This is a genomic window from Arthrobacter sp. JUb119, from assembly GCF_024807995.1.
Lineage (GTDB): Bacteria > Actinomycetota > Actinomycetes > Actinomycetales > Micrococcaceae > Glutamicibacter.
Map to the genome: position 1 here is coordinate 69,012 of NZ_JANUFE010000001.1, position 16,861 is coordinate 85,872.

At 59.0% G+C, this 16,861-nt stretch carries 17 protein-coding genes and 1 tRNA gene; 9 read left to right on the plus strand and 9 right to left on the minus strand.

Going from position 1 to position 16,861, the window contains the following annotated elements; all coding sequences use genetic code 11:
- Positions 1–44: 44 nt before the first annotated feature.
- Together M2368_RS00335 and M2368_RS00340 are read right to left on the minus strand one after the other, a co-directional pair.
- Positions 45–833 carry an ABC transporter substrate-binding protein gene (locus M2368_RS00335; RefSeq protein WP_133833594.1) on the minus strand — a complete coding sequence of 263 codons (789 nt, stop codon included), beginning with the start codon at positions 831–833 and terminating at the stop codon, positions 45–47.
- A gap of 166 nt (positions 834–999) precedes the next feature.
- Positions 1,000–2,337 (minus strand): isochorismate synthase, encoded by a 1,338-nt coding sequence (locus M2368_RS00340; RefSeq protein ID WP_105656908.1) that lies wholly within the window; start codon positions 2,335–2,337, stop codon positions 1,000–1,002.
- A 290-nt stretch (positions 2,338–2,627) separates the two neighbouring features.
- Here M2368_RS00340 and M2368_RS00345 point away from each other — a divergent pair, with 290 nt between their 5' ends.
- Positions 2,628–3,725: a polyprenyl synthetase family protein gene (locus tag M2368_RS00345; RefSeq protein ID WP_332489060.1), complete on the plus strand. Its 1,098-nt coding sequence runs from the start codon at positions 2,628–2,630 to the stop codon at positions 3,723–3,725.
- Between the two features lie 83 nt (positions 3,726–3,808).
- Here the strand turns inward: M2368_RS00345 and M2368_RS00350 are convergent, their stop codons facing one another.
- The 4 genes from M2368_RS00350 to M2368_RS00365 form a co-directional block, all read right to left on the minus strand.
- Positions 3,809–3,979: a hypothetical protein gene (locus M2368_RS00350; protein WP_166650716.1), complete on the minus strand. Its 171-nt coding sequence runs from the start codon at positions 3,977–3,979 to the stop codon at positions 3,809–3,811.
- 183 nt (positions 3,980–4,162) lie between these two features.
- Complete coding sequence (locus M2368_RS00355; protein ID WP_332489059.1) at positions 4,163–4,675, minus strand: HIT family protein; 513 nt, start codon at positions 4,673–4,675, stop codon at positions 4,163–4,165.
- A complete protein-coding gene (locus M2368_RS00360) occupies positions 4,675–5,109 on the minus strand; it encodes a hypothetical protein (RefSeq protein WP_105656905.1) in 435 nt (144 codons plus the stop codon). Before M2368_RS00360 ends, M2368_RS00355 begins: the two co-directional genes overlap by 1 nt.
- Before the next feature lie 18 nt (positions 5,110–5,127).
- Complete coding sequence (locus M2368_RS00365; RefSeq protein ID WP_332489058.1) at positions 5,128–6,531, minus strand: PucR family transcriptional regulator; 1,404 nt, start codon at positions 6,529–6,531, stop codon at positions 5,128–5,130.
- A 114-nt stretch (positions 6,532–6,645) separates the two neighbouring features.
- Here M2368_RS00365 and M2368_RS00370 point away from each other — a divergent pair, with 114 nt between their 5' ends.
- From M2368_RS00370 to gabT, 3 genes are all read left to right on the plus strand, one after another.
- Complete coding sequence (locus M2368_RS00370; RefSeq protein ID WP_498723902.1) at positions 6,646–8,253, plus strand: sodium-dependent transporter; 1,608 nt, start codon at positions 6,646–6,648, stop codon at positions 8,251–8,253.
- A 2-nt stretch (positions 8,254–8,255) separates the two neighbouring features.
- Positions 8,256–8,399 (plus strand): methionine/alanine import family NSS transporter small subunit, encoded by a 144-nt coding sequence (locus M2368_RS00375; protein WP_105656902.1) that lies wholly within the window; start codon positions 8,256–8,258, stop codon positions 8,397–8,399.
- Between the two features lie 206 nt (positions 8,400–8,605).
- Positions 8,606–9,949, plus strand: a complete 1,344-nt coding sequence (gabT, locus tag M2368_RS00380) for a 4-aminobutyrate--2-oxoglutarate transaminase (protein WP_105662539.1) — start codon at positions 8,606–8,608, stop codon at positions 9,947–9,949.
- Positions 9,950–10,043: 94 nt separating this feature from the next.
- Here gabT and rarD read toward each other — a convergent pair whose 3' ends face one another.
- Positions 10,044–10,982, minus strand: a complete 939-nt coding sequence (rarD, locus tag M2368_RS00385) for an EamA family transporter RarD (RefSeq protein ID WP_105656900.1) — start codon at positions 10,980–10,982, stop codon at positions 10,044–10,046.
- Between the two features lie 238 nt (positions 10,983–11,220).
- On the opposite strand from rarD, the gene htpX reads away from it, so the two are divergent.
- Both htpX and M2368_RS00395 read left to right on the plus strand, forming a co-directional pair.
- Positions 11,221–12,099 (plus strand): zinc metalloprotease HtpX, encoded by an 879-nt coding sequence (htpX, locus tag M2368_RS00390; protein WP_105656899.1) that lies wholly within the window; start codon positions 11,221–11,223, stop codon positions 12,097–12,099.
- Between the two features lie 278 nt (positions 12,100–12,377).
- Positions 12,378–12,974: a hypothetical protein gene (locus M2368_RS00395; RefSeq protein ID WP_133833600.1), complete on the plus strand. Its 597-nt coding sequence runs from the start codon at positions 12,378–12,380 to the stop codon at positions 12,972–12,974.
- A 115-nt stretch (positions 12,975–13,089) separates the two neighbouring features.
- On the opposite strand, the gene M2368_RS00400 is transcribed toward M2368_RS00395, so the two are convergent.
- Complete coding sequence (locus M2368_RS00400) at positions 13,090–13,578, minus strand: YajQ family cyclic di-GMP-binding protein (RefSeq protein ID WP_105656897.1); 489 nt, start codon at positions 13,576–13,578, stop codon at positions 13,090–13,092.
- A gap of 182 nt (positions 13,579–13,760) precedes the next feature.
- On the opposite strand from M2368_RS00400, the gene M2368_RS00405 reads away from it, so the two are divergent.
- Positions 13,761–13,842, plus strand: a tRNA-Tyr gene (locus M2368_RS00405).
- A 141-nt stretch (positions 13,843–13,983) separates the two neighbouring features.
- Positions 13,984–14,358 (plus strand): thioredoxin, encoded by a 375-nt coding sequence (gene trxA / locus M2368_RS00410; RefSeq protein ID WP_105656896.1) that lies wholly within the window; start codon positions 13,984–13,986, stop codon positions 14,356–14,358.
- 24 nt (positions 14,359–14,382) lie between these two features.
- Here trxA and M2368_RS00415 read toward each other — a convergent pair whose 3' ends face one another.
- The gene (locus M2368_RS00415; RefSeq protein WP_498723903.1) at positions 14,383–15,345 is read right to left on the minus strand and encodes a DNA-3-methyladenine glycosylase family protein; all 963 of its coding nucleotides are present in this window, start codon (positions 15,343–15,345) and stop codon (positions 14,383–14,385) included.
- Between the two features lie 139 nt (positions 15,346–15,484).
- Here M2368_RS00415 and M2368_RS00420 point away from each other — a divergent pair, with 139 nt between their 5' ends.
- Positions 15,485–16,849 (plus strand): pyridoxal-phosphate dependent enzyme, encoded by a 1,365-nt coding sequence (locus tag M2368_RS00420; protein ID WP_105657076.1) that lies wholly within the window; start codon positions 15,485–15,487, stop codon positions 16,847–16,849.
- Positions 16,850–16,861 lie beyond the last annotated feature (12 nt).

A 16,861-nucleotide genomic window follows, 5' to 3' on the forward strand; every position in this document is an offset into this window, starting at 1 on the left:
AGTCCATGCCCCCGCTTGCCTTGGAATCAGTTGATGCTCGAGAATTACTTCTCGCCGAACCACTTCACAGTCAGTTCTTCCATGGTTCCTGCATCGGCCAGCCGCTTGAGGGTGCCATTGACCAGTTCCAGGGTCTTGGGCTGGTCCTGCGGAACTGCAATGCCCAGCTGCTCGCCGGTCTTGAAGTCGGCCACGACGCTGAAGCCGTCCTTATCCTTGATCGCGTAGCCCAATACCGACTGGTTGCCCAGCAATGCATCCACTTGGCCAGCCAGAAGTGCCTGGGTTTGCAAACCGGCATCCTCGAAGCCAACGATGTTGCTCAAGCCCTGTTCCTTGGCGTACTTCTCGCCGGTGGTGGCCTGCTGGACGCCGACCTTCTTGTCCTTGGCGGATTCAAGATCCTTGATTTCAGAACCGTCAGCCGAAATCAGCACCAGATCGTCATCCATATAAGGGGTGGAGAAGTCCATCTTGGCCGAACGCTCTTCGGTGATCGATACCGAGGAGATCGCGATATCGCACTGGGTGCTGAACAGGCCGGATTCAATGGAGTCGAAGCTGGCGTCGATGACGTTCAGATCCAGTTCTGCATCCTTGGCAATCTCGGCAGCGATATCCATATCGAAGCCGACGTTCTTGCCGTCCTTGACGAATTCGAATGGTTCGTAAGGAATGTCTGAGCAAATGGTGAGTTTGCCTTCGTTGAGCGGGAAGGAACCAGCTTCGGCTTCACCTTCGGAACTGGAGCCGGAACCGCAGGCGGTGAGAGCCAGCAGTGCAACGGACGTGACGGCAACAGCGGAGGCGAACTTCTTCTTGAGACTACGCATAGGATCAGAACCTACTTTCGGGTTATGCGAGTGGATCAGTGCGTAGCCACAATCATAACCGGGGCAACACTAGGCTGAGATTCACCTCACACATGTCGCGTCGAGGCTAAGTATTATTTATGCTCAGTGCGATCCTAGCGGCCTTGATCCGCTGTGCAGCCTGCGCCTACTCGGCTCCGAGGGCTTGGCGCATGGGGCGCATCTTCGCCCATGATTCGGCTAGTTCATCCTCGGGCACCGAGCCCGGAACAATGCCGCAACCCGCGTACAAGCGCATCAGCTTTTCGTCTTCCAGGATTCCGCCACGCAGCGCGATGCCGAATTCGCCATCGCCACGGCTGTCAACCCAGCCCACGGGGCCGGCATACGGTCCGCGGTCCATGCCTTCCAGCTCGCGCAAGAGCACGCCAGCCTTCTTGGTCGGCGTGCCGCACACGGCAGCGGTCGGATGGAAAATCTCGGCAACATCCAGTGCGGTAGGCAGAACGCCGGCGGCATCGGCGCGCAGCTGGGCGCGTACGTCGCTGGCCAAATGCCAAACATTGGGAAGCTGCAGAATAAAAGGTTCTTCCGGCGCGCTCATGCCGTGCGAAATGGGATTCAGGGAAGCCGTGAGCGAATCTATGGCCAGCTGGTGCTCGTTGCGCTGCTTCGGATCTTCAAAGAGGTTGCGGTGCGCGAAACCGGGGTCCTCAGCGCCAGTGGCCGCGCGGTCCAGCGTGCCAGCTAATACGCGGGCCTCGGCCAAGCCGTCGGTAACGCGCACCAGCATCTCCGGGGTAGCGCCTACCAGGCCGTCCACTGAATAGGTCCAGCAATTGCCATAGTGCTCGGTCAGCGCATCGACCACGCGGGCAAGATTGATCGGGGTGGAACTATGCGCCAACACATCGCGGGCCAGCACCAGCTTGGAAATTCCGCGTTCCTCGAAACGGCCCAGCGCCTGATCCACGGCATCAAGGTAGGAACCGGCGGTCAGCTGCCCGCTGGTCAGTTCGATGCTGCCCGGTTCGCTCGCTGGCAACGACGCATCGGCCATCGCGGCTTCGGCGCGTGCCAAAGCCTGCTGGTAGGTCAGCCCGTCGAGTTCCTCTGCGCTGCCGGTGATGGTAATCCAGGACTTTTCCTCATCGCGTCCGATCACCAGCTGCGGGATCACCATGCGCGATTCGAAGACGCTGGTGAAGGAGAACGCAAAAGAACCGAAGGACACCAGGCCGCTGCCGGGGCGGGCGATCGGGTCAATGATCTGTGCCTGTTCGATGACCTGTGCAAGCCAGGCGCGGGCACGTGCAAAGCGCTCTTCGCCGTGGGTGTGCAAGCGGGCCGCAGTGCCAAAGCCAACCAGACCGTGGCCGTTGCGGGTCCAGACCAAGCTTCGGTGACGCAATGAGTCGGCAACCAGTGTTTCGGGGGCATCAAGGTATTCAAAGGTGATGCTGGTGAGAACAGGAGCCGACGGCTGATGAGCACTGGCGCTAAGAACGGGCGAATCTGCAGACATGATAAGGCTAAGCCTACCGCGCAATGCCGGGGGAAAAGGCTTGCGGGTGTCCGTGGTCACCCCTGTGAGATCGGCCGGGTCTGGTGAGAAGTGCCGGGGGAACCCGGTAAACTCTAAAACGACCTCCTAGGTCGCTGGTACCAGACCGGTATGCCCGGTCTGGCCATGCCAGCAATGTGCAGTGGAAAGCATCGGCTAGAGTGAAGAGATGTTTGCGTGCATCTTGCAGGCAGATTGCCTTCGCATACCGCGATGGCCAACCCGATGAAAGATAAGTAAGCCGTAGAACAGTGACTGATTCGAAGAGCAACTGGACCGCAGCCGGACACGACGTGTCCGACTCGATTGAGCTGAATCCTGAAACCGCTGCATTAGCTGCGGCCATCAATCTTCCCTCGGGCTTCGCTTTGCTGGCCGAGGACCCGGACTTCGGTCCGGCTATTTCCATCGGCATGGCAAAGGTGGAGAAGCTGCTGCGCGACGCGCTGGCCAACTCCGACCCCTTGATCGACGCATCCAGCCGCCACCTCGTTGAGGCCGGAGGCAAGCGAGTGCGTCCCCTGCTGGTGCTGCTGACTTCCCTGCTGGGCGACGGCGTGAATGACGATGTCATCAAGGCCGCTGCCGTAGTGGAACTCACCCACCTGGCAACCCTGTACCACGATGACGTCATGGACTCTGCTCCAATGCGCCGCGGTGCACCAACAGCTCACGAGGTGTGGGGCAACTCGGTGGCGATTCTCGCCGGCGACCTGATCTTCGCCCGTGCATCGGTCTTCGGATCCGAGCTGGGCCCAGAAGCAGTCATGTGGCAGTCGCGCACCTTCGAGCGCTTGTGCCTCGGACAGCTGCATGAATCCATCGGCCCGCGCGAGGGCGACGATGCCATCGAGCACCACATCCAGGTAATCAGCGACAAGACCGCGTCGCTGCTCTCCACCTCCGGAGCCTTCGGCGCCCGTTTCGGTGGCGCCCCGCAGTACATTGAGGTACTGCGCGAGTATGGCGAAAAGGTTGGCGTTGCCTTCCAGGTCGCCGATGACGTGATCGACTTGGCATCCACGGAAGCCGACTCGGGCAAGACTCCGGGCACCGATTTGCGTGAAGGCGTGCCGACCTTGCCAATTCTGCTGCTGCGCCAGGCAGCAGCCGAGGGCGACGCGCAAGCGCAGCAGGCTGTCGAACTGGTTGATGCGGATCTGGCCACCGATGAAGCACTGGCGGCCGCTGTGGAAGCTGTCACCTCGCACCAGGCAATCCATGATGCATGGAAGGCCGCACGCCAGTGGGCCGATGACGCGATTGCCGTCTTGGCCCCACTGCCCGAGGGCACCGTGAAGCAGGCGCTGATTTCCTTCGCGGATGCGGTTGTTACCCGCGAAGCCTAGGCAAGCTCGAACAAGCAAAACCCCGGAAGACTGCAAAGGTCTTCCGGGGTTCTGTTTTGCCCGCGGCTGCTGCCAGATCCCTGCTAGAGCTGGTCGTTGCAGTTCTGCCCGTCGTCGGTTGACGCTTTACTCCCAGGACGATTCTTGCTGGCGGTAAAGAATCTGACGGCGAGAATGACCAGGCCAATGGCCACGAGGGCCGGGATGATGTAGAAAATAATCAGTTCGTAGGTATTCGGGACCAGGGGATTCATGTCTTCATCTTATGAAGGTCCTGACAGATGCAGTACCACCTCAGTGATGATATTCCTGTAAACCGGGAGCATGGCCCTAGTGCTGAGCGGAAAATGCCTGAGGTCTCCCATAAGTGGCAAGCAGGCCCCGGCAACGAATTCTCGTTCCCGGGGCCCGCGCGCGCCAGCGTCATGCCCTCGTGCTTATCGGACGATGTTCTCCGGGACCAGCGGCTGCGGATGCTCGGGGGAAAAGAGCGCTTGGCGCAGCTGCTGCGCTTTGCCGGCCCGATCCTGGATCGATACCCGGTGGCGCAGCTGCCGATAGAGCTCGTCATCGGCGTAGCGCGGGAAAACGTGCTGATGGTAATGCCAAACATGCTGATTGCCCGCAGGCTCATTATGCTGCCGAGTGCTCGTGCCTTCGGGATTCCAGGCGAGCTTCATCGCCAAGGCAACGCGCTTGGTCTCCCGCATGATCGCGGCGCCGGTCTGCTCGTCCAGATCGTAGAGCGCTTCCAGGTGCGCGGTCGGAATGATCATCACGTGCCCGCCGTAATTGCCGAACCCATCACAAGCCATGATTGCTGCCACCAGATCTGTCTGGTAGATCAGATCCGTGGGCGCGCACAAGTTGTCCAGGCTGAAAGGCTGGTCGTTGACCAGCTCGCAGAAGGGACACTGGTAGTTGGCTGGTTCATGGGAACGGTGGATCACTAGTCCTCCAATTCGGCGGCCAGCTCTTCAAACACCCAGGTGTACATGTCCAGGGTGAATTCGCTGAAGGTGCCTTCCTCGCTGGTCCATTTTCCCTTGGCATTGCTGCGGCGGTAGACGATTGGATCCGGAACATCGAGCTGGGATGCCTTGAAGCCCCACACGAACTTCTCTTCCTCATCTTCCAGGAACAGGAGGTAGCCGTCTTCGATTTCCAGTTCTTCAGGGTCGAAGAAGTAGTGGTAGGCCTCCATGAAATCCTCATTGTTGCCCAGAGCACGATAGAACTCTTCAAGGACAAATGGAATTGAAACCTCGGACTGCGCCAGCCCTTCGCGCAATTCTTCGGCGCTCAAGCCATCGGCTTCGTTCCACTGGTCTTCCAAGTACTTGGGAACCAGGGAACAGAACTTCTCTAGAAACATGTCTGCCATGTCTTTATCCTATCGAGATTAGCCCAGCTCAAGGGCACTCAACGCGATCCAGAGCTGGACTCGGTCGCTAGTCACATTAGGGTCGTAGCCAGAAAGATCGGAAATCTGCTGGATCCGGTAGCGCACCGTATTGCGGTGCAGGCCCAAGGACTCGGCCACTGCCCCCACCGAGCCATCGCGGTTGAGGTATTCACGCAAGGTCAGCAATAGGTCAGAATCGTGGGAGGCGTCGAATTCCTGCAACGGGCCCAGGGCTTCGATGGCCAAATCCTGCAGCGGAACATCGTGGGCGGCGAGCAAGAGCGAGGTGAGAGAAAGCTTGGTGGGTTCGTTGACCCGCTCTCCGTGGCGCAGGGACTCCAGGGCCTCGAAGTAGCTCCAGCGGATGCCGGTGGTATTCGGGTAGCGCCCGCCGTAGCCCACCCGAGCCGGAAGGCCGGCCGCGAGCAGATACTCATCGAGGTGCTTGATGGACAGCTGCAGCTTGCTGTGCGCGACAATGATCGCCAAGCGGCCATCTATGATGGCTGAGACCTGCGAGGACAGATCTGCGGGCAGTGGCAGAGTTTGCAAACGCTCGACCTGTGATGGAGCCTGCACCAGGATGACCGAGTGCTCACGCTGGGTATTCAAGCCAAGTGCCCCAAGGCGGCCAGCGGCATCGGCGCCAACCAGGGCGCCAGTGGCGAGGTCCTCGAGCACCTGGCCGGTGGCATGGCGCTGCGAGGCGCGCAGGCGGGATTTATTGGCCAGTTCCAGCCCGATCAGCGACTGCGCGTAATCGACTACTGGATGGTGGACATAGGGTTCTGCAATATGCAGGGTGCACTTATCACGCAGGCCCGTGGCCACTGGGCGCTCATTCCAGGAACGTGCAGGGTCATAGTCCCCGCTGATCACTTCGCCGTGCAGGGTCAGCGCTACCTGGGTGCCGAGCATTCGCTCGAGTTCCTCGAGCATGCTGTCCAGATCCGAGGAAAGCAGCGTCTGGGCCAGCTTCTGGTGGGATTTCAACAGACTTTCAACACGCTTGAGATGGTCGGAATTCAGTGCTTCGGCGATCAGCCGGGTAATTGCGGCAAAGGGTATCTGATAGGGCACCTCGAAGACAGGAAGCCCTACTTCGCGGGCGGCTTCAACGGTCGCTTGCGGTACTGAAGCGTGTTCCAGACCTGTACCGAAACCTAAAGCGACGGCATCGTTGGCCGCAAGGACTTTGACGAACTGCCGCTGTGCGGCTTTTGTCTTCTGGCGCACGCCGGTGGTCAACACAATTTCTCGCCCGGTCAGGAACTGCGACGGGTCAAGCAGCTCGGTCACCGCGCCCCAGGTGATGACCATGCCATCGCGGTGGGTGTGTTCAGTCAGCGGTCGAAGATCGAGCTCGTCATGTTCCAGAAGACCGCGTAAACTAATTGCCATATAGCCATTCTAGAGGGATGGCGAAAAGTTCCCGATTTAGCAATATGCTCAAAATGTGGACACGCGACCCCTAGAAATGACCACAATGTGAAAGTTTTGCAGTAGCTTAGACACATGAGCACTCCATCTTCATCACAGGGCGCTCCACTCGCAACCGAGAAGCGTGAGACTTTCAGCTCCCGAAAGTTGTTCATCCTTTCAGCGATTGGTTCGGCCGTTGGTCTGGGAAACATCTGGCGTTTCCCTTACGTCGCCTACGAAAACGGCGGCGGCGCATTCTTGATCCCATACCTGGTCGCAATTCTCTGCGCCGGTATTCCGTTGCTGTTCCTCGACTACTCCATCGGCCACCGCTACCGCGGCTCTGCTCCGCTGGCGTACCGCCGGGCCAACCGCAAGGCCGAGGTCCTGGGCTGGTGGCAGGTACTGATCTGCTTCATCATCGCCATCTACTACGCGGCCATCATTGCGTGGGCGGCCATGTACTGCTGGTTCTCCATCACCAAGGCTTGGGACAAGAACGCCGACGGCGCCGCCGGGTTCTTCATGAACGACTTCCTCAAGGTCTCGGAAAACGTCAACGTCGGCTTCGACTTCGTCGGCAACATCTTCATCCCGATGTTCTTCGTTTGGCTGGTGACCATCGTGATCATGGTCGCCGGTGTGAACAAGGGTATTTCCCGGGCAAACGCCGTCTTCATGCCGCTGCTTATCGTCATGTTCCTGATTCTGGTAGTCCAGTCGGTCTTCCTGCCGGGAGCTATCGATGGCCTGAACGCATTCTTCACCCCTGACTTCGCGGCACTGTCAAACCCTGCGGTGTGGGCTGCGGCCTTCGGGCACATCTTCTTCTCGCTGTCCGTGGCTTTCGGCATCATGGTGACGTACTCGTCGTACATGAAGCGCAAGAGCGATCTGACCGGTTCGGGCTACGTTGTTGCCTTTGCCAACTCAAGCTTCGAACTGCTTGCAGGTATCGGCGTGTTCGCGGCGCTTGGCTTCATGGCCTACAACGCCGGCAGCTCTGTGGACGAAGTTGCCACCTCCGGCATCGGCCTGGCCTTCATTGCCTTCCCGACCATCGTTTCCGAGGCGCCCCTGGGCGCGCTAATCGGTGTGCTGTTCTTCGGTTCGCTGGTCTTCGCTGGCCTGACATCGCTGATTTCCATCCTTGAAGTTATCGTGGCAGCTTTCCAGGACAAGCTGGGCTGGAAGCGTGTTCCGGCGACCCTGGTCGTGGGAATTCCTGTGGCCCTGGTTTCGCTGGTGCTGTTCCCGACCACCACGGGCCTGTATCTGCTGGACACCATGGACGCTTTCGTGAACCAATTCGGCATCCTGGCCTGTGCTTTGGTCATGGTGATCGTCTTCGGTGCAGGCCTGGGCATGCTGCCTAAGCTGGCCAAGCACCTGAACCGCCACAGTTCCATCAAGCTGGGTACCGGTTGGAAGGTCCTGGTTGGCGGCATCGGCCCAGCAGCTTTGGGCTACATGCTGATCAATGAAATCCAGAGCAAGATGGCTGAGTCCTACAGCGGTTACCCGGTTTGGTTCAACGGTGTCTTCGGTTGGGGCATGGCTGGAGCGCTGATTGTTGGCGCAGTCCTGCTGTCGCTGGTTCCATGGAGCAAGAACTCGAAGATCGATGATCCCGAATTCGAGCAGCATCGTGCGAATGTCGAGGCGGAAGAAGTTCCTGAAGCTTCCGGAAAGGAATACTAGCCATGAGCGCTATCGCGATTGTCTTCATGATTATTTCCATGCTCACCATCTGGGGCGGCCTGGCGATCTCGTTGATCAGCCTGAACCGCCACCCTGAAAAGCACGACGACGATGTGATCGAGCCAGCTGGCTCGGCAGGCAACTAGAACCTGCAAGCAGCATCTGGATCGAAGGCCTCTTCGTTTCAAGCCCCGGCTTGGAATGAAGAGGCCTTTTCCTGTGCAGATGCACTATGCGACACGAAACGTGTTGTGCCGATCCGCGTAGTGGCCGGGCAGCCGGGAGAATACTCTCTAGTTATAGAGACAACAGGGCCAGTGAGCTCACGAATAAGTTATGGAAGGACAATCACATGGACGTTACCTACCGCATTGACCAGAAGCGCAAGATCAACGGTCCGTTCCCCGGCCCGAAGTCGCAGGAACTGACCGCACGCCGAGCCAAAGCAGTTGCTGCCGGCGTAGCTTCCAGCCTGCCGGTGTACGCGGCAGAGGTTGATGGCGGCATCATTGTCGATGTCGATGGCAACCAGCTGATTGACCTGGGCTCCGGCATCGCCGTAACGACCATTGGCGCCTCGAATCAGGCAGTAGCCAAAGCCGTCGCCGAACAGGCCGCGCGCTTCACCCACACCTGCTTCATGGTCGCTCCGTACGAGAACTACATCGAGCTGGCCGAGAAGCTGGCTGCCATCACTCCGGGCAACTTCGAGAAGCGTGCAGTCTTCTTCAACTCCGGTGCCGAAGCGGTAGAGAACGCCATCAAGGTAGCCCGCATTGCCACCGGCCGCCAGGCAGTAGTCGCCTTCGACCACGCCTACCACGGCCGCACCAACCTCACCATGGGCTTGACCGCCAAGGCCGCCCCATACAAGCGCGGCTTCGGCCCACTGGCACCGGAGATCTACCGTATGCCAATGAGCTACCCATACCGCGAAGAGAACCCGAACATCTCCGGCAAGGAAGCAGCCGAGCGCGCGATCCTGGCCATGGAAAAGCAGATCGGCGGCGACCAGATCGCTGCGATCATCATCGAGCCGATCCAGGGCGAGGGCGGCTTCATCGTTCCGGCCACCGGCTTCCTGCCGCGCATCGCCGAATGGGCCAAGGAAAACGGCATTGTCTTCGTTGCCGACGAAGTCCAGGCAGGCTTCGCACGCTCTGGTGCCTGGTTCGCCTCGGACATCGAAGGCATTGAGCCTGACATCATCACCCTGGCCAAGGGCATCGCCGGCGGCATGCCGCTGTCTGGCATTATCGGCCGTGCCGAACTGCTGGATTCGGTGCACGGTGGCGGCCTGGGCGGCACCTACGGCGGCAACCCGGTTGCTGTGGCCGCGGCTCTGGAATCCATCAAGTTCATGGAAGAGCAGGACTTGGCGGGCCGCGCCCGCGAGATCGAAGAGAAGTTCTTCACCCGCTTCGGTGCGCTGCAGAAGGACATCAAGGAACTGGGCGACATCCGTGGCCGTGGCGGCATGGTCGCAATGGAATTCGTCAAGGCTGGTGGCAAGGAGCCGGACGCCGAGCTGACCAAGGCCATCGCAGCCGAATGCCTGGCCCAGGGCGTCTTGATCCTCACCTGCGGCACCTACGGCAACGTGGTTCGCCTCTTGCCTCCGCTGGTGATCGGCGACGAGCTGCTCGAAGATGCATTCAACGTATTGGAAGATGCGATCCGCAAGGCTGTCGCCTAAGTAGCTCAAAACTGGTCCTAAACAGCGAATGCCTCGAACCTCCCACGGGAGATTCGAGGCATTCGCTGTATCGGCGGTGAGTGCAACCGGGCGTTCAGACCAACTTTTTCGGTTCCGGCATGGAGCCAATGCGTGGAGTTCGCATCATGTCCACGAGCACGAAGAGCACCGCAACCCATACCAAGGCGAAACCAACCCAGCGTTCGAATGGCATGTGCTCGCCAAAGACCAGCAGGCCCAGGATGAACTGCAAGAGCGGGGCGAGGAATTGCAATGAGCCCAAGGTGCTCAAAGGCAGGCGGCGAGCCGCGCCCCCGAAGAGCAAGAGCGGAACGGCGGTGATGATGCCGCTCGCTGCCAAAAGCGAGAGGCCAGGAACATCAGCCGAGAACAGCGCAGACTTCCCGTCAACGGCCAGCCAAACCAGATAGCCGATGGCCAACGGGGTCAGCCAGACGGTTTCAATGGTCAAGGACCCCAGCGCAGTTCCGCTTTGGCCCACTTTGTTCTTCACCAGGCCATAGAAGCCAAAGGAGAAAGCCAAGCCGAGGGAAATCCAAGGGACCTGTCCCAAGCCGATCGTCAAGACAAGTACAGCAACGGTGGCTATGGCAACAGCGATCCATTGCAGCCGACGCAATTTTTCTTTCAGGACGACGACACCCAGAAGGATTGCCACAATTGGGTTGATGAAGTAGCCCAGCGAGGCTTCCAGCACATGTCCGGTCAAGACCGCCAGTGCATAGAGAGTCCAGTTAGCTGCAATCAGAACACTAGCCAGTCCCAACTGCCAGATGGTCTTGGAATCCTTGAACATCGCAAGGAATTGCTTGACCTGGCGCGTGAACGCCAGCAGCAGCAGGCAGAAAACCAGCGAGAAGATCACGCGAACGCCAACGAATTCGAAGGCCGAGATGTCAGGCAGCAATAGGAAGTAAGCCGGGAGCATGCCCCAAATCAGGTACGCGGCGGTGCCTTGGATCAGTCCGTAGCTATGTTCTGAACGGATCGGTTTAGCGGTACTTACGGACATGCAGGACGCACACTTTCAGAAACAAAATGGATCAAGGGAGCGGCCCACCGGGAAATAAGTTGTGGAACCGCATCTTAAAACTACAACGTTCCCGCCGTCTGGATATTCCCCGAGGCCGGCGGTGCCTGCCATTCCACACGGCACTGTGATATTTTCACCGGAACATAAATGGAATTCCAGTCGTTGACTAGACTAGAGAACACCAACTTGGTTTGCTTCATTGAGGGAGTGCATCGCCGTGCATGGACATAACAACGGACTCAAAACCGCCTTTTTGATGGGCGGAATGTTTGCCCTGCTGCTGGCCATTGGCTCGCTGATATCTGCGGGCACCGGCCGTTCAATGTTCATTTGGATATTTGCCTTGATCGGCCTCGGAACTACTGCCTACAGCTATTGGAATAGCGACAAGCTGGCTCTGCGCTCGATGCACGCCTACCCGGTCAGCGAAGCGGAACAGCCGGGAATGTACCGAATCGTGCGTGAGCTGTCGATGAACGCGCAGCAACCGATGCCGCGACTGTACGTTTCGCCAACCACTTCGCCGAATGCCTTTGCCACCGGCCGCAACCCGCAGAATTCGGCGGTGTGCTGCACCGAAGGCATCCTGCAGTTGCTGAACGAACGCGAATTGCGCGGGGTGCTGGGCCACGAGCTGATGCATGTCTACAACCGGGACATCCTCACTTCTTCGGTCGCCGCCGCGGTTGCGGGTGTCATCACCTCCGTTGCCCAGTTCCTGATGTTCTTCGGCGGCGGCAACAGCAATGACAACCGCGGGGTGAATCCGATCGCCTTGATTGCCCTTTCCCTGCTGGCGCCACTGGCAGCGTCGATCATACAGATGGCCGTGAGCCGCACCCGCGAATATGATGCAGACGAGGACGGAGCCAAGCTGACCAATGATCCGCTGGCTTTGGCGAGCGCGCTTCGGAAACTGGAATCGGGGATTACGCAGGCTCCGCTGGCTTCCAATGACCAGAAGCTTGTCAACAGCTCGCACCTGATGATCGCCAATCCATTCGGCTCGCGCCTCAAGCGCATGTTCTCCACTCACCCGCCAATGGAGGATCGCATCGCACGGCTTGAAGCGATGGCTGGCGGACGCGGATACTAAGTGCAAAGCAGCTCCTGGGCTTAAGGCCGCATCTCATATGGAGATGCGGCCTTTAGCTTGTTTCGGGCCTTTCCCGTTGAACTGTTAGTTATCTACCCTCCTACTAAAGGATGAGGCGAAGATCTTTGTCTGTCCTAGTCAAGCAAAGATAGGCTGATCGTAGCGGCACCGAAGAGAAGACTCTCTGCCGTCTGATGATGGAGCAAGGAGCAAGGAGCAAGGAGCAAGGAGCAAGGAGCAAGGAGCAAGGAGCAGGGAGCAAGGAGCAAGGAGCAAGGATGCGAGACGACGACGCGGCACTTCTGCCCAGGCTTGGGGATGCCATAGCCGGTCAACTGGCCACCGGAACGGTCAAAGGATTGGCTTGCCTGCTTGTGGCCTGGATTTGCTCATCATGGATTGCCCTCGACACTGCTTTCGGCACATTCGCTATCGCGCTGGCGATCTCGTATCTCCTCTCGGAAATCCTCGGCGCCATCATCGTTCGACCGATTGTCCTGAAAGAACGCCGTCCCAACCCCGGGGGAGTGCTGTACGTCGTCCTTCCATTCGTGGTGTCCATCATGGTCAGCTTTGCTGCGTCCTATGCGGTTACCAGCTCATTGCGTGACAGCAGTTTTGTGACAGTGCTCGTTGCCGCATGCAACGCCGCTGAGATCCTCTGGATCAAACCATGGGTGCCGGGCCCTTCGCCGGAAGAAATGGCCGCGAAGTTCCATGAATTCAAAGCCATGACCAAGGACCACTTCGCTGATGATGTTGCTGATATCAAGCGGCGGGCCAGGGAAAGGACTCGTGAACAGTACTACGCGAAGAAGGCCCGCGAAGAAGCAAAGTGGCTGAAGAAGCAGAAACGCGACGAGGATGAGCGCTGATCCTTCCCGGGTCCATGCTCCAGTGGTGCGCAGAATAGCAGCGAGGGCTGCTTCCCATGATGAATGGGAAACAGCCCTCGCTGTGTATCACGCGATTTCTAACGCTGGGTCAGTCCTAGCGGAAGTTCACGAACTGCAGATCCGCTTCTTCGAAGTCGCGCAGCAGAGCCATGGTGGCCTGCAGGTCATCGCGGGACTTGGAAGAGACGCGCAGCTCGTCACCCTGAATGGTTGACTTGATGCCCTTAGGCGCCTCATCGCGAATCAGCTTGTTGATCTTCTTGGCGACATCCTGGGCAATGCCCTCCTTGATGCTTGCCTCGATGCGGTATTCCTTGCCGGATGCAAATGGCTCGCCGGCATCCAAAGACTTTAGGGAAATGCCGCGCTTGACCAGCTTGGACTGGAAAACATCCAGTACTGCGTTGACGCGCTCTTCCGAGTTGGCCTTCATCAGGATCTTCTCGCCGCTGAAATCAACTTCAGCGCCAACGCCCTTGAAGTCGTAGCGCTGGGCAATTTCCTTCTGGGCCTGGTTCATCGCGTTGGCGACTTCCTGGCTATCAACCTTGCTTACGACGTCGAATGTGGAATCACTAGCCATGTGAATACTCCTAGTTGAAACGGGTCTGATTCGCTTCATAGCCTACCGGTTTTACCCCCTGGATTTGGGGTGTGATCAGGCTTACAGCAAAAATGCCCCTCTCGATTTCACAACATCGAAAAACTCCTGTAGAGTTATTTCTCGTTCCGACAAGAGCAAATGTTCTTGAAGCGAACGTACTCGGCAGATTACCCGAGTGGCCAAAGGGGGCTGACTGTAAATCAGCTGGCAACGCCTTCACTGGTTCGAATCCAGTATCTGCCACAAAATAACTCCCGGATCCCAGGATCCGGGAGTTTTTTGCATGCGGAAGGAATGCACGGCAACCCGGATCTTTCCTATTCCCGGTTCCGAACAAGATCACCTTTCTACGTATTTCAAATAAGGATCGGCTACCGTATAACCATGGCAACGAAAAATGTGAGCGAAGACGACTTCGCGAAGTTGATTGAAGACAACGACATCGTCCTCGTGGACTTCTGGGCTGACTGGTGCGGGCCGTGCAAGCAGTTTGCACCGGTTTACGACCAGACCTCGGACAAGTTCAGCGACGTCGTTTTTGCCAAGGTGGATACCGAAGCTGAGCAGGGCCTGGCACGTGCAGCTAACGTGACCTCGATTCCTACCATCATGGCGTTCCGCGAACAGGTCCTCGTGTTCTCGCAGGCTGGTGCGTTGAACCAGACCCAGCTCGAAGATCTCGTCACCGCGGTCAAGGGCATTGACATGAGCGAAGTGCACAAGCAGATCGCCGAGGAAGCCGCGCAGGCTGATTCCTAAGAACCATTAGAGGCTTCGGGCTCCTTACCTCCGCCGGTGATCCAGCGGTGCGTAACGGGGCCCGAAGCTTTGTTTTTTCTGCCCCGAAAGCACCAGCAAGCGCACTACGCGTTGACGGTGCGGGGCGTATGGCGCCAATAGCTCCAGCATCTGCCCATCGCTGATTCGGCAACCGGTAAGCACCTGGCCCACGAAATCAGCCAGATGGAAATCTCCCACCGAAATATGGTCACTGGATCCGTGGGAGCGCTGCAGGGTTTCGGCAATTGTCCAGGGACCAATGCCCGGCACCGAACCCAAGGCGGCTTCCAAGGTGCCCGGAGCCTTGGCGGTGGGCCGTGCATGGTCCATTGGCTTCTCTGCCCACCACTGCAAACTGCCGGCAACCTGCAGCAGGCGTGCCATGGTGTTAGCCCGCTGTCCTTCAACGCGCGCCTTTTGCCAGTCCCAGCGCCTCATCGAGGCTAGCTTTTGCGGTCCGGGGAAAATCATCATGCCCTCGGGAGCCGGACCCGGAGCCCGCTGTCCCAGGTGGCGGATCAGCCAGCGCCAGGCATAATTCGCTTCAATCCCGGTCACCCGCTGTTCCAAGATCGCCCCGGCGGCGTGCTCAAAGATCCTGCCGGTACTGGGCAGAACGAAGTCCGGATGCAACGAGCGGGTGCGCGCGATAATTTCCGGGAACTTTCCTTCTTTGATCCTCGCGTCGAAATCGCTCCAGTCATCGAGCGCCCCTAGAAGGTTCGGAGCTGAGCCGATGGCCCAGTGGGCTCCGGGACCCCATGCTCGAAACGTTGCCGGGGCGGTGGGCGCGGGCTTGCTGATTTGCAGCGTGGCATCTCCGAACGGTGTTCCAAAGGCCAGCCATGCTTCGCTCTGGGACAGGCGGATGGTCGGATCTCCCAGTCCCCGGCGCAGGATTCCCAAAGTCTTGAGCAAGGACACGGGGCGGTGCGGATCGTAATCGGCGCTCAACGGCTTCTCCATGAATCGCATCCTATAGCCTCGTGCCTGCAGTAGCTTGCGGCAGGCTTGCCTAGCACTGATGAAAAGTGCCCGTCCACTGCGTGACGTTTCGCTACGTGCCGGAACGACATGTATGACAACCGCCGGTAAAGTTCTTGACATGAAGTATGCGTCCACAGTCCTAGATCTGATCGGCAATACCCCTTTGGTGAAGCTCAATCGAGTCACCGAGGGGATCAAAGCCACTGTATTGGTGAAGCTTGAATACTTGAATCCGGGTGGTTCCATCAAGGACCGCATCGCATTGAAGATGGTCGAGCGCGCCGAAGAATCCGGCCAGCTCAAGCCCGGCGGAACCATCGTGGAACCAACCAGCGGCAACACCGGTGTCGGCTTGGCCATGGTGGGCCAGCTCAAGGGCTACAACACCATCTTCGTCACCCCGGATAAGGTCGGCGAGGAAAAGCGCGACGTACTGCGCGCCTACGGTGCCAAGGTAGTAGTCACACCAACCGCGGTGGCCCCGGATTCCCCTCAGTCCTACTACGGCGTATCGGACCGCCTGGTTACCGAGATCGACGGCGCCTACAAGCCCGACCAGTTCTCCAACCCGGCAGCACCTGACAGCCACTTCGAAACCACCGGACCGGAAATCTGGAACGACACCGACGGCAAGCTGACCCATGCGGTCATCAGCGCAGGAACCGGCGGCACCATCACCGGCACCGGACGCTACCTCAAGCAGGTTTCCGCCGGCCGCGCCTCGGGCCCGGTCAAGATCATTGCCGCTGACCCGGATGGCTCGGTCTACTCCGGTGGCACCGGACGCCCATACTTCGTCGAGGGCGTCGGTGAAGATATGTGGCCAGGGAACTACGACCCATCCGTGCCGGATGCCGTGGAACCAGTCACCGACGCTGAGGCTTTTGAAATGACCCGCCGGTTGGCCAAGGAAGAAGGCCTGCTGCTGGGCGGTTCTTCGGGCATGGCAGTGGTCGCCGCGCTGCGTGCAGCCAAGGACCTGGGCGAAGACGACATAGTTGTCGTGATCGCCCCGGATGGCGGCCGCGGCTACCTGGCCAAGATCTTCAACGACCAGTGGATGCTGGACCAGGGCTTCACCACCGATGAATACTCCGCCTTGGACTTCATCGGCGCGGCACTTGCCAAGCAGGGCACCACCACGGTGGCTTTGGATACAACCCTGGCCGAAGCGGCCAAGGCACTGCGCGAGCAGGGCGATGACGCACTGGTCGTGTCCACTTCGCCGCTGCCAGCGCGTATCGGCGAGATCCGCGGTGTCATTGGCGCGGGGGACATTACCGACGCACTGCTGGCTGGCGCAGAACCAACCAGTACGCTGGCAGACCTGGGCGACTTGGCCAAGCCATTCATCGGCACCGCAGACACCCCGGAACATGCACAGGAACTGCTCAAGAGCCACCCGGCCGTACTGCTGACCAAGGGCGGCGAAGTGATCGCCGCGGCTACCGCAGCCGATCTCTTGGCCTACTCCACCCGCTAGAGACAACACCTC

Coding starts and splice junctions, on each gene's coding strand:
- M2368_RS00335 (WP_133833594.1), bottom strand. CDS start 833: ATGCGTAGTCTCAAGAAGAAGTTCGCCTCCGCTGTTGCCGTCACGTCC.
- M2368_RS00340 (WP_105656908.1), bottom strand. CDS start 2,337: ATGTCTGCAGATTCGCCCGTTCTTAGCGCCAGTGCTCATCAGCCGTCG.
- M2368_RS00350 (WP_166650716.1), bottom strand. CDS start 3,979: ATGAATCCCCTGGTCCCGAATACCTACGAACTGATTATTTTCTACATC.
- M2368_RS00360 (WP_105656905.1), bottom strand. CDS start 5,109: ATGGCAGACATGTTTCTAGAGAAGTTCTGTTCCCTGGTTCCCAAGTAC.
- M2368_RS00365 (WP_332489058.1), bottom strand. CDS start 6,531: ATGGCAATTAGTTTACGCGGTCTTCTGGAACATGACGAGCTCGATCTT.
- M2368_RS00370 (WP_498723902.1), top strand. CDS start 6,646: ATGAGCACTCCATCTTCATCACAGGGCGCTCCACTCGCAACCGAGAAG.
- M2368_RS00375 (WP_105656902.1), top strand. CDS start 8,256: ATGAGCGCTATCGCGATTGTCTTCATGATTATTTCCATGCTCACCATC.
- gabT (WP_105662539.1), top strand. CDS start 8,606: ATGGACGTTACCTACCGCATTGACCAGAAGCGCAAGATCAACGGTCCG.
- rarD (WP_105656900.1), bottom strand. CDS start 10,982: ATGTCCGTAAGTACCGCTAAACCGATCCGTTCAGAACATAGCTACGGA.
- M2368_RS00395 (WP_133833600.1), top strand. CDS start 12,378: ATGCGAGACGACGACGCGGCACTTCTGCCCAGGCTTGGGGATGCCATA.
- M2368_RS00400 (WP_105656897.1), bottom strand. CDS start 13,578: ATGGCTAGTGATTCCACATTCGACGTCGTAAGCAAGGTTGATAGCCAG.
- trxA (WP_105656896.1), top strand. CDS start 13,984: ATGGCAACGAAAAATGTGAGCGAAGACGACTTCGCGAAGTTGATTGAA.
- M2368_RS00415 (WP_498723903.1), bottom strand. CDS start 15,345: ATGGAGAAGCCGTTGAGCGCCGATTACGATCCGCACCGCCCCGTGTCC.
- M2368_RS00420 (WP_105657076.1), top strand. CDS start 15,485: ATGAAGTATGCGTCCACAGTCCTAGATCTGATCGGCAATACCCCTTTG.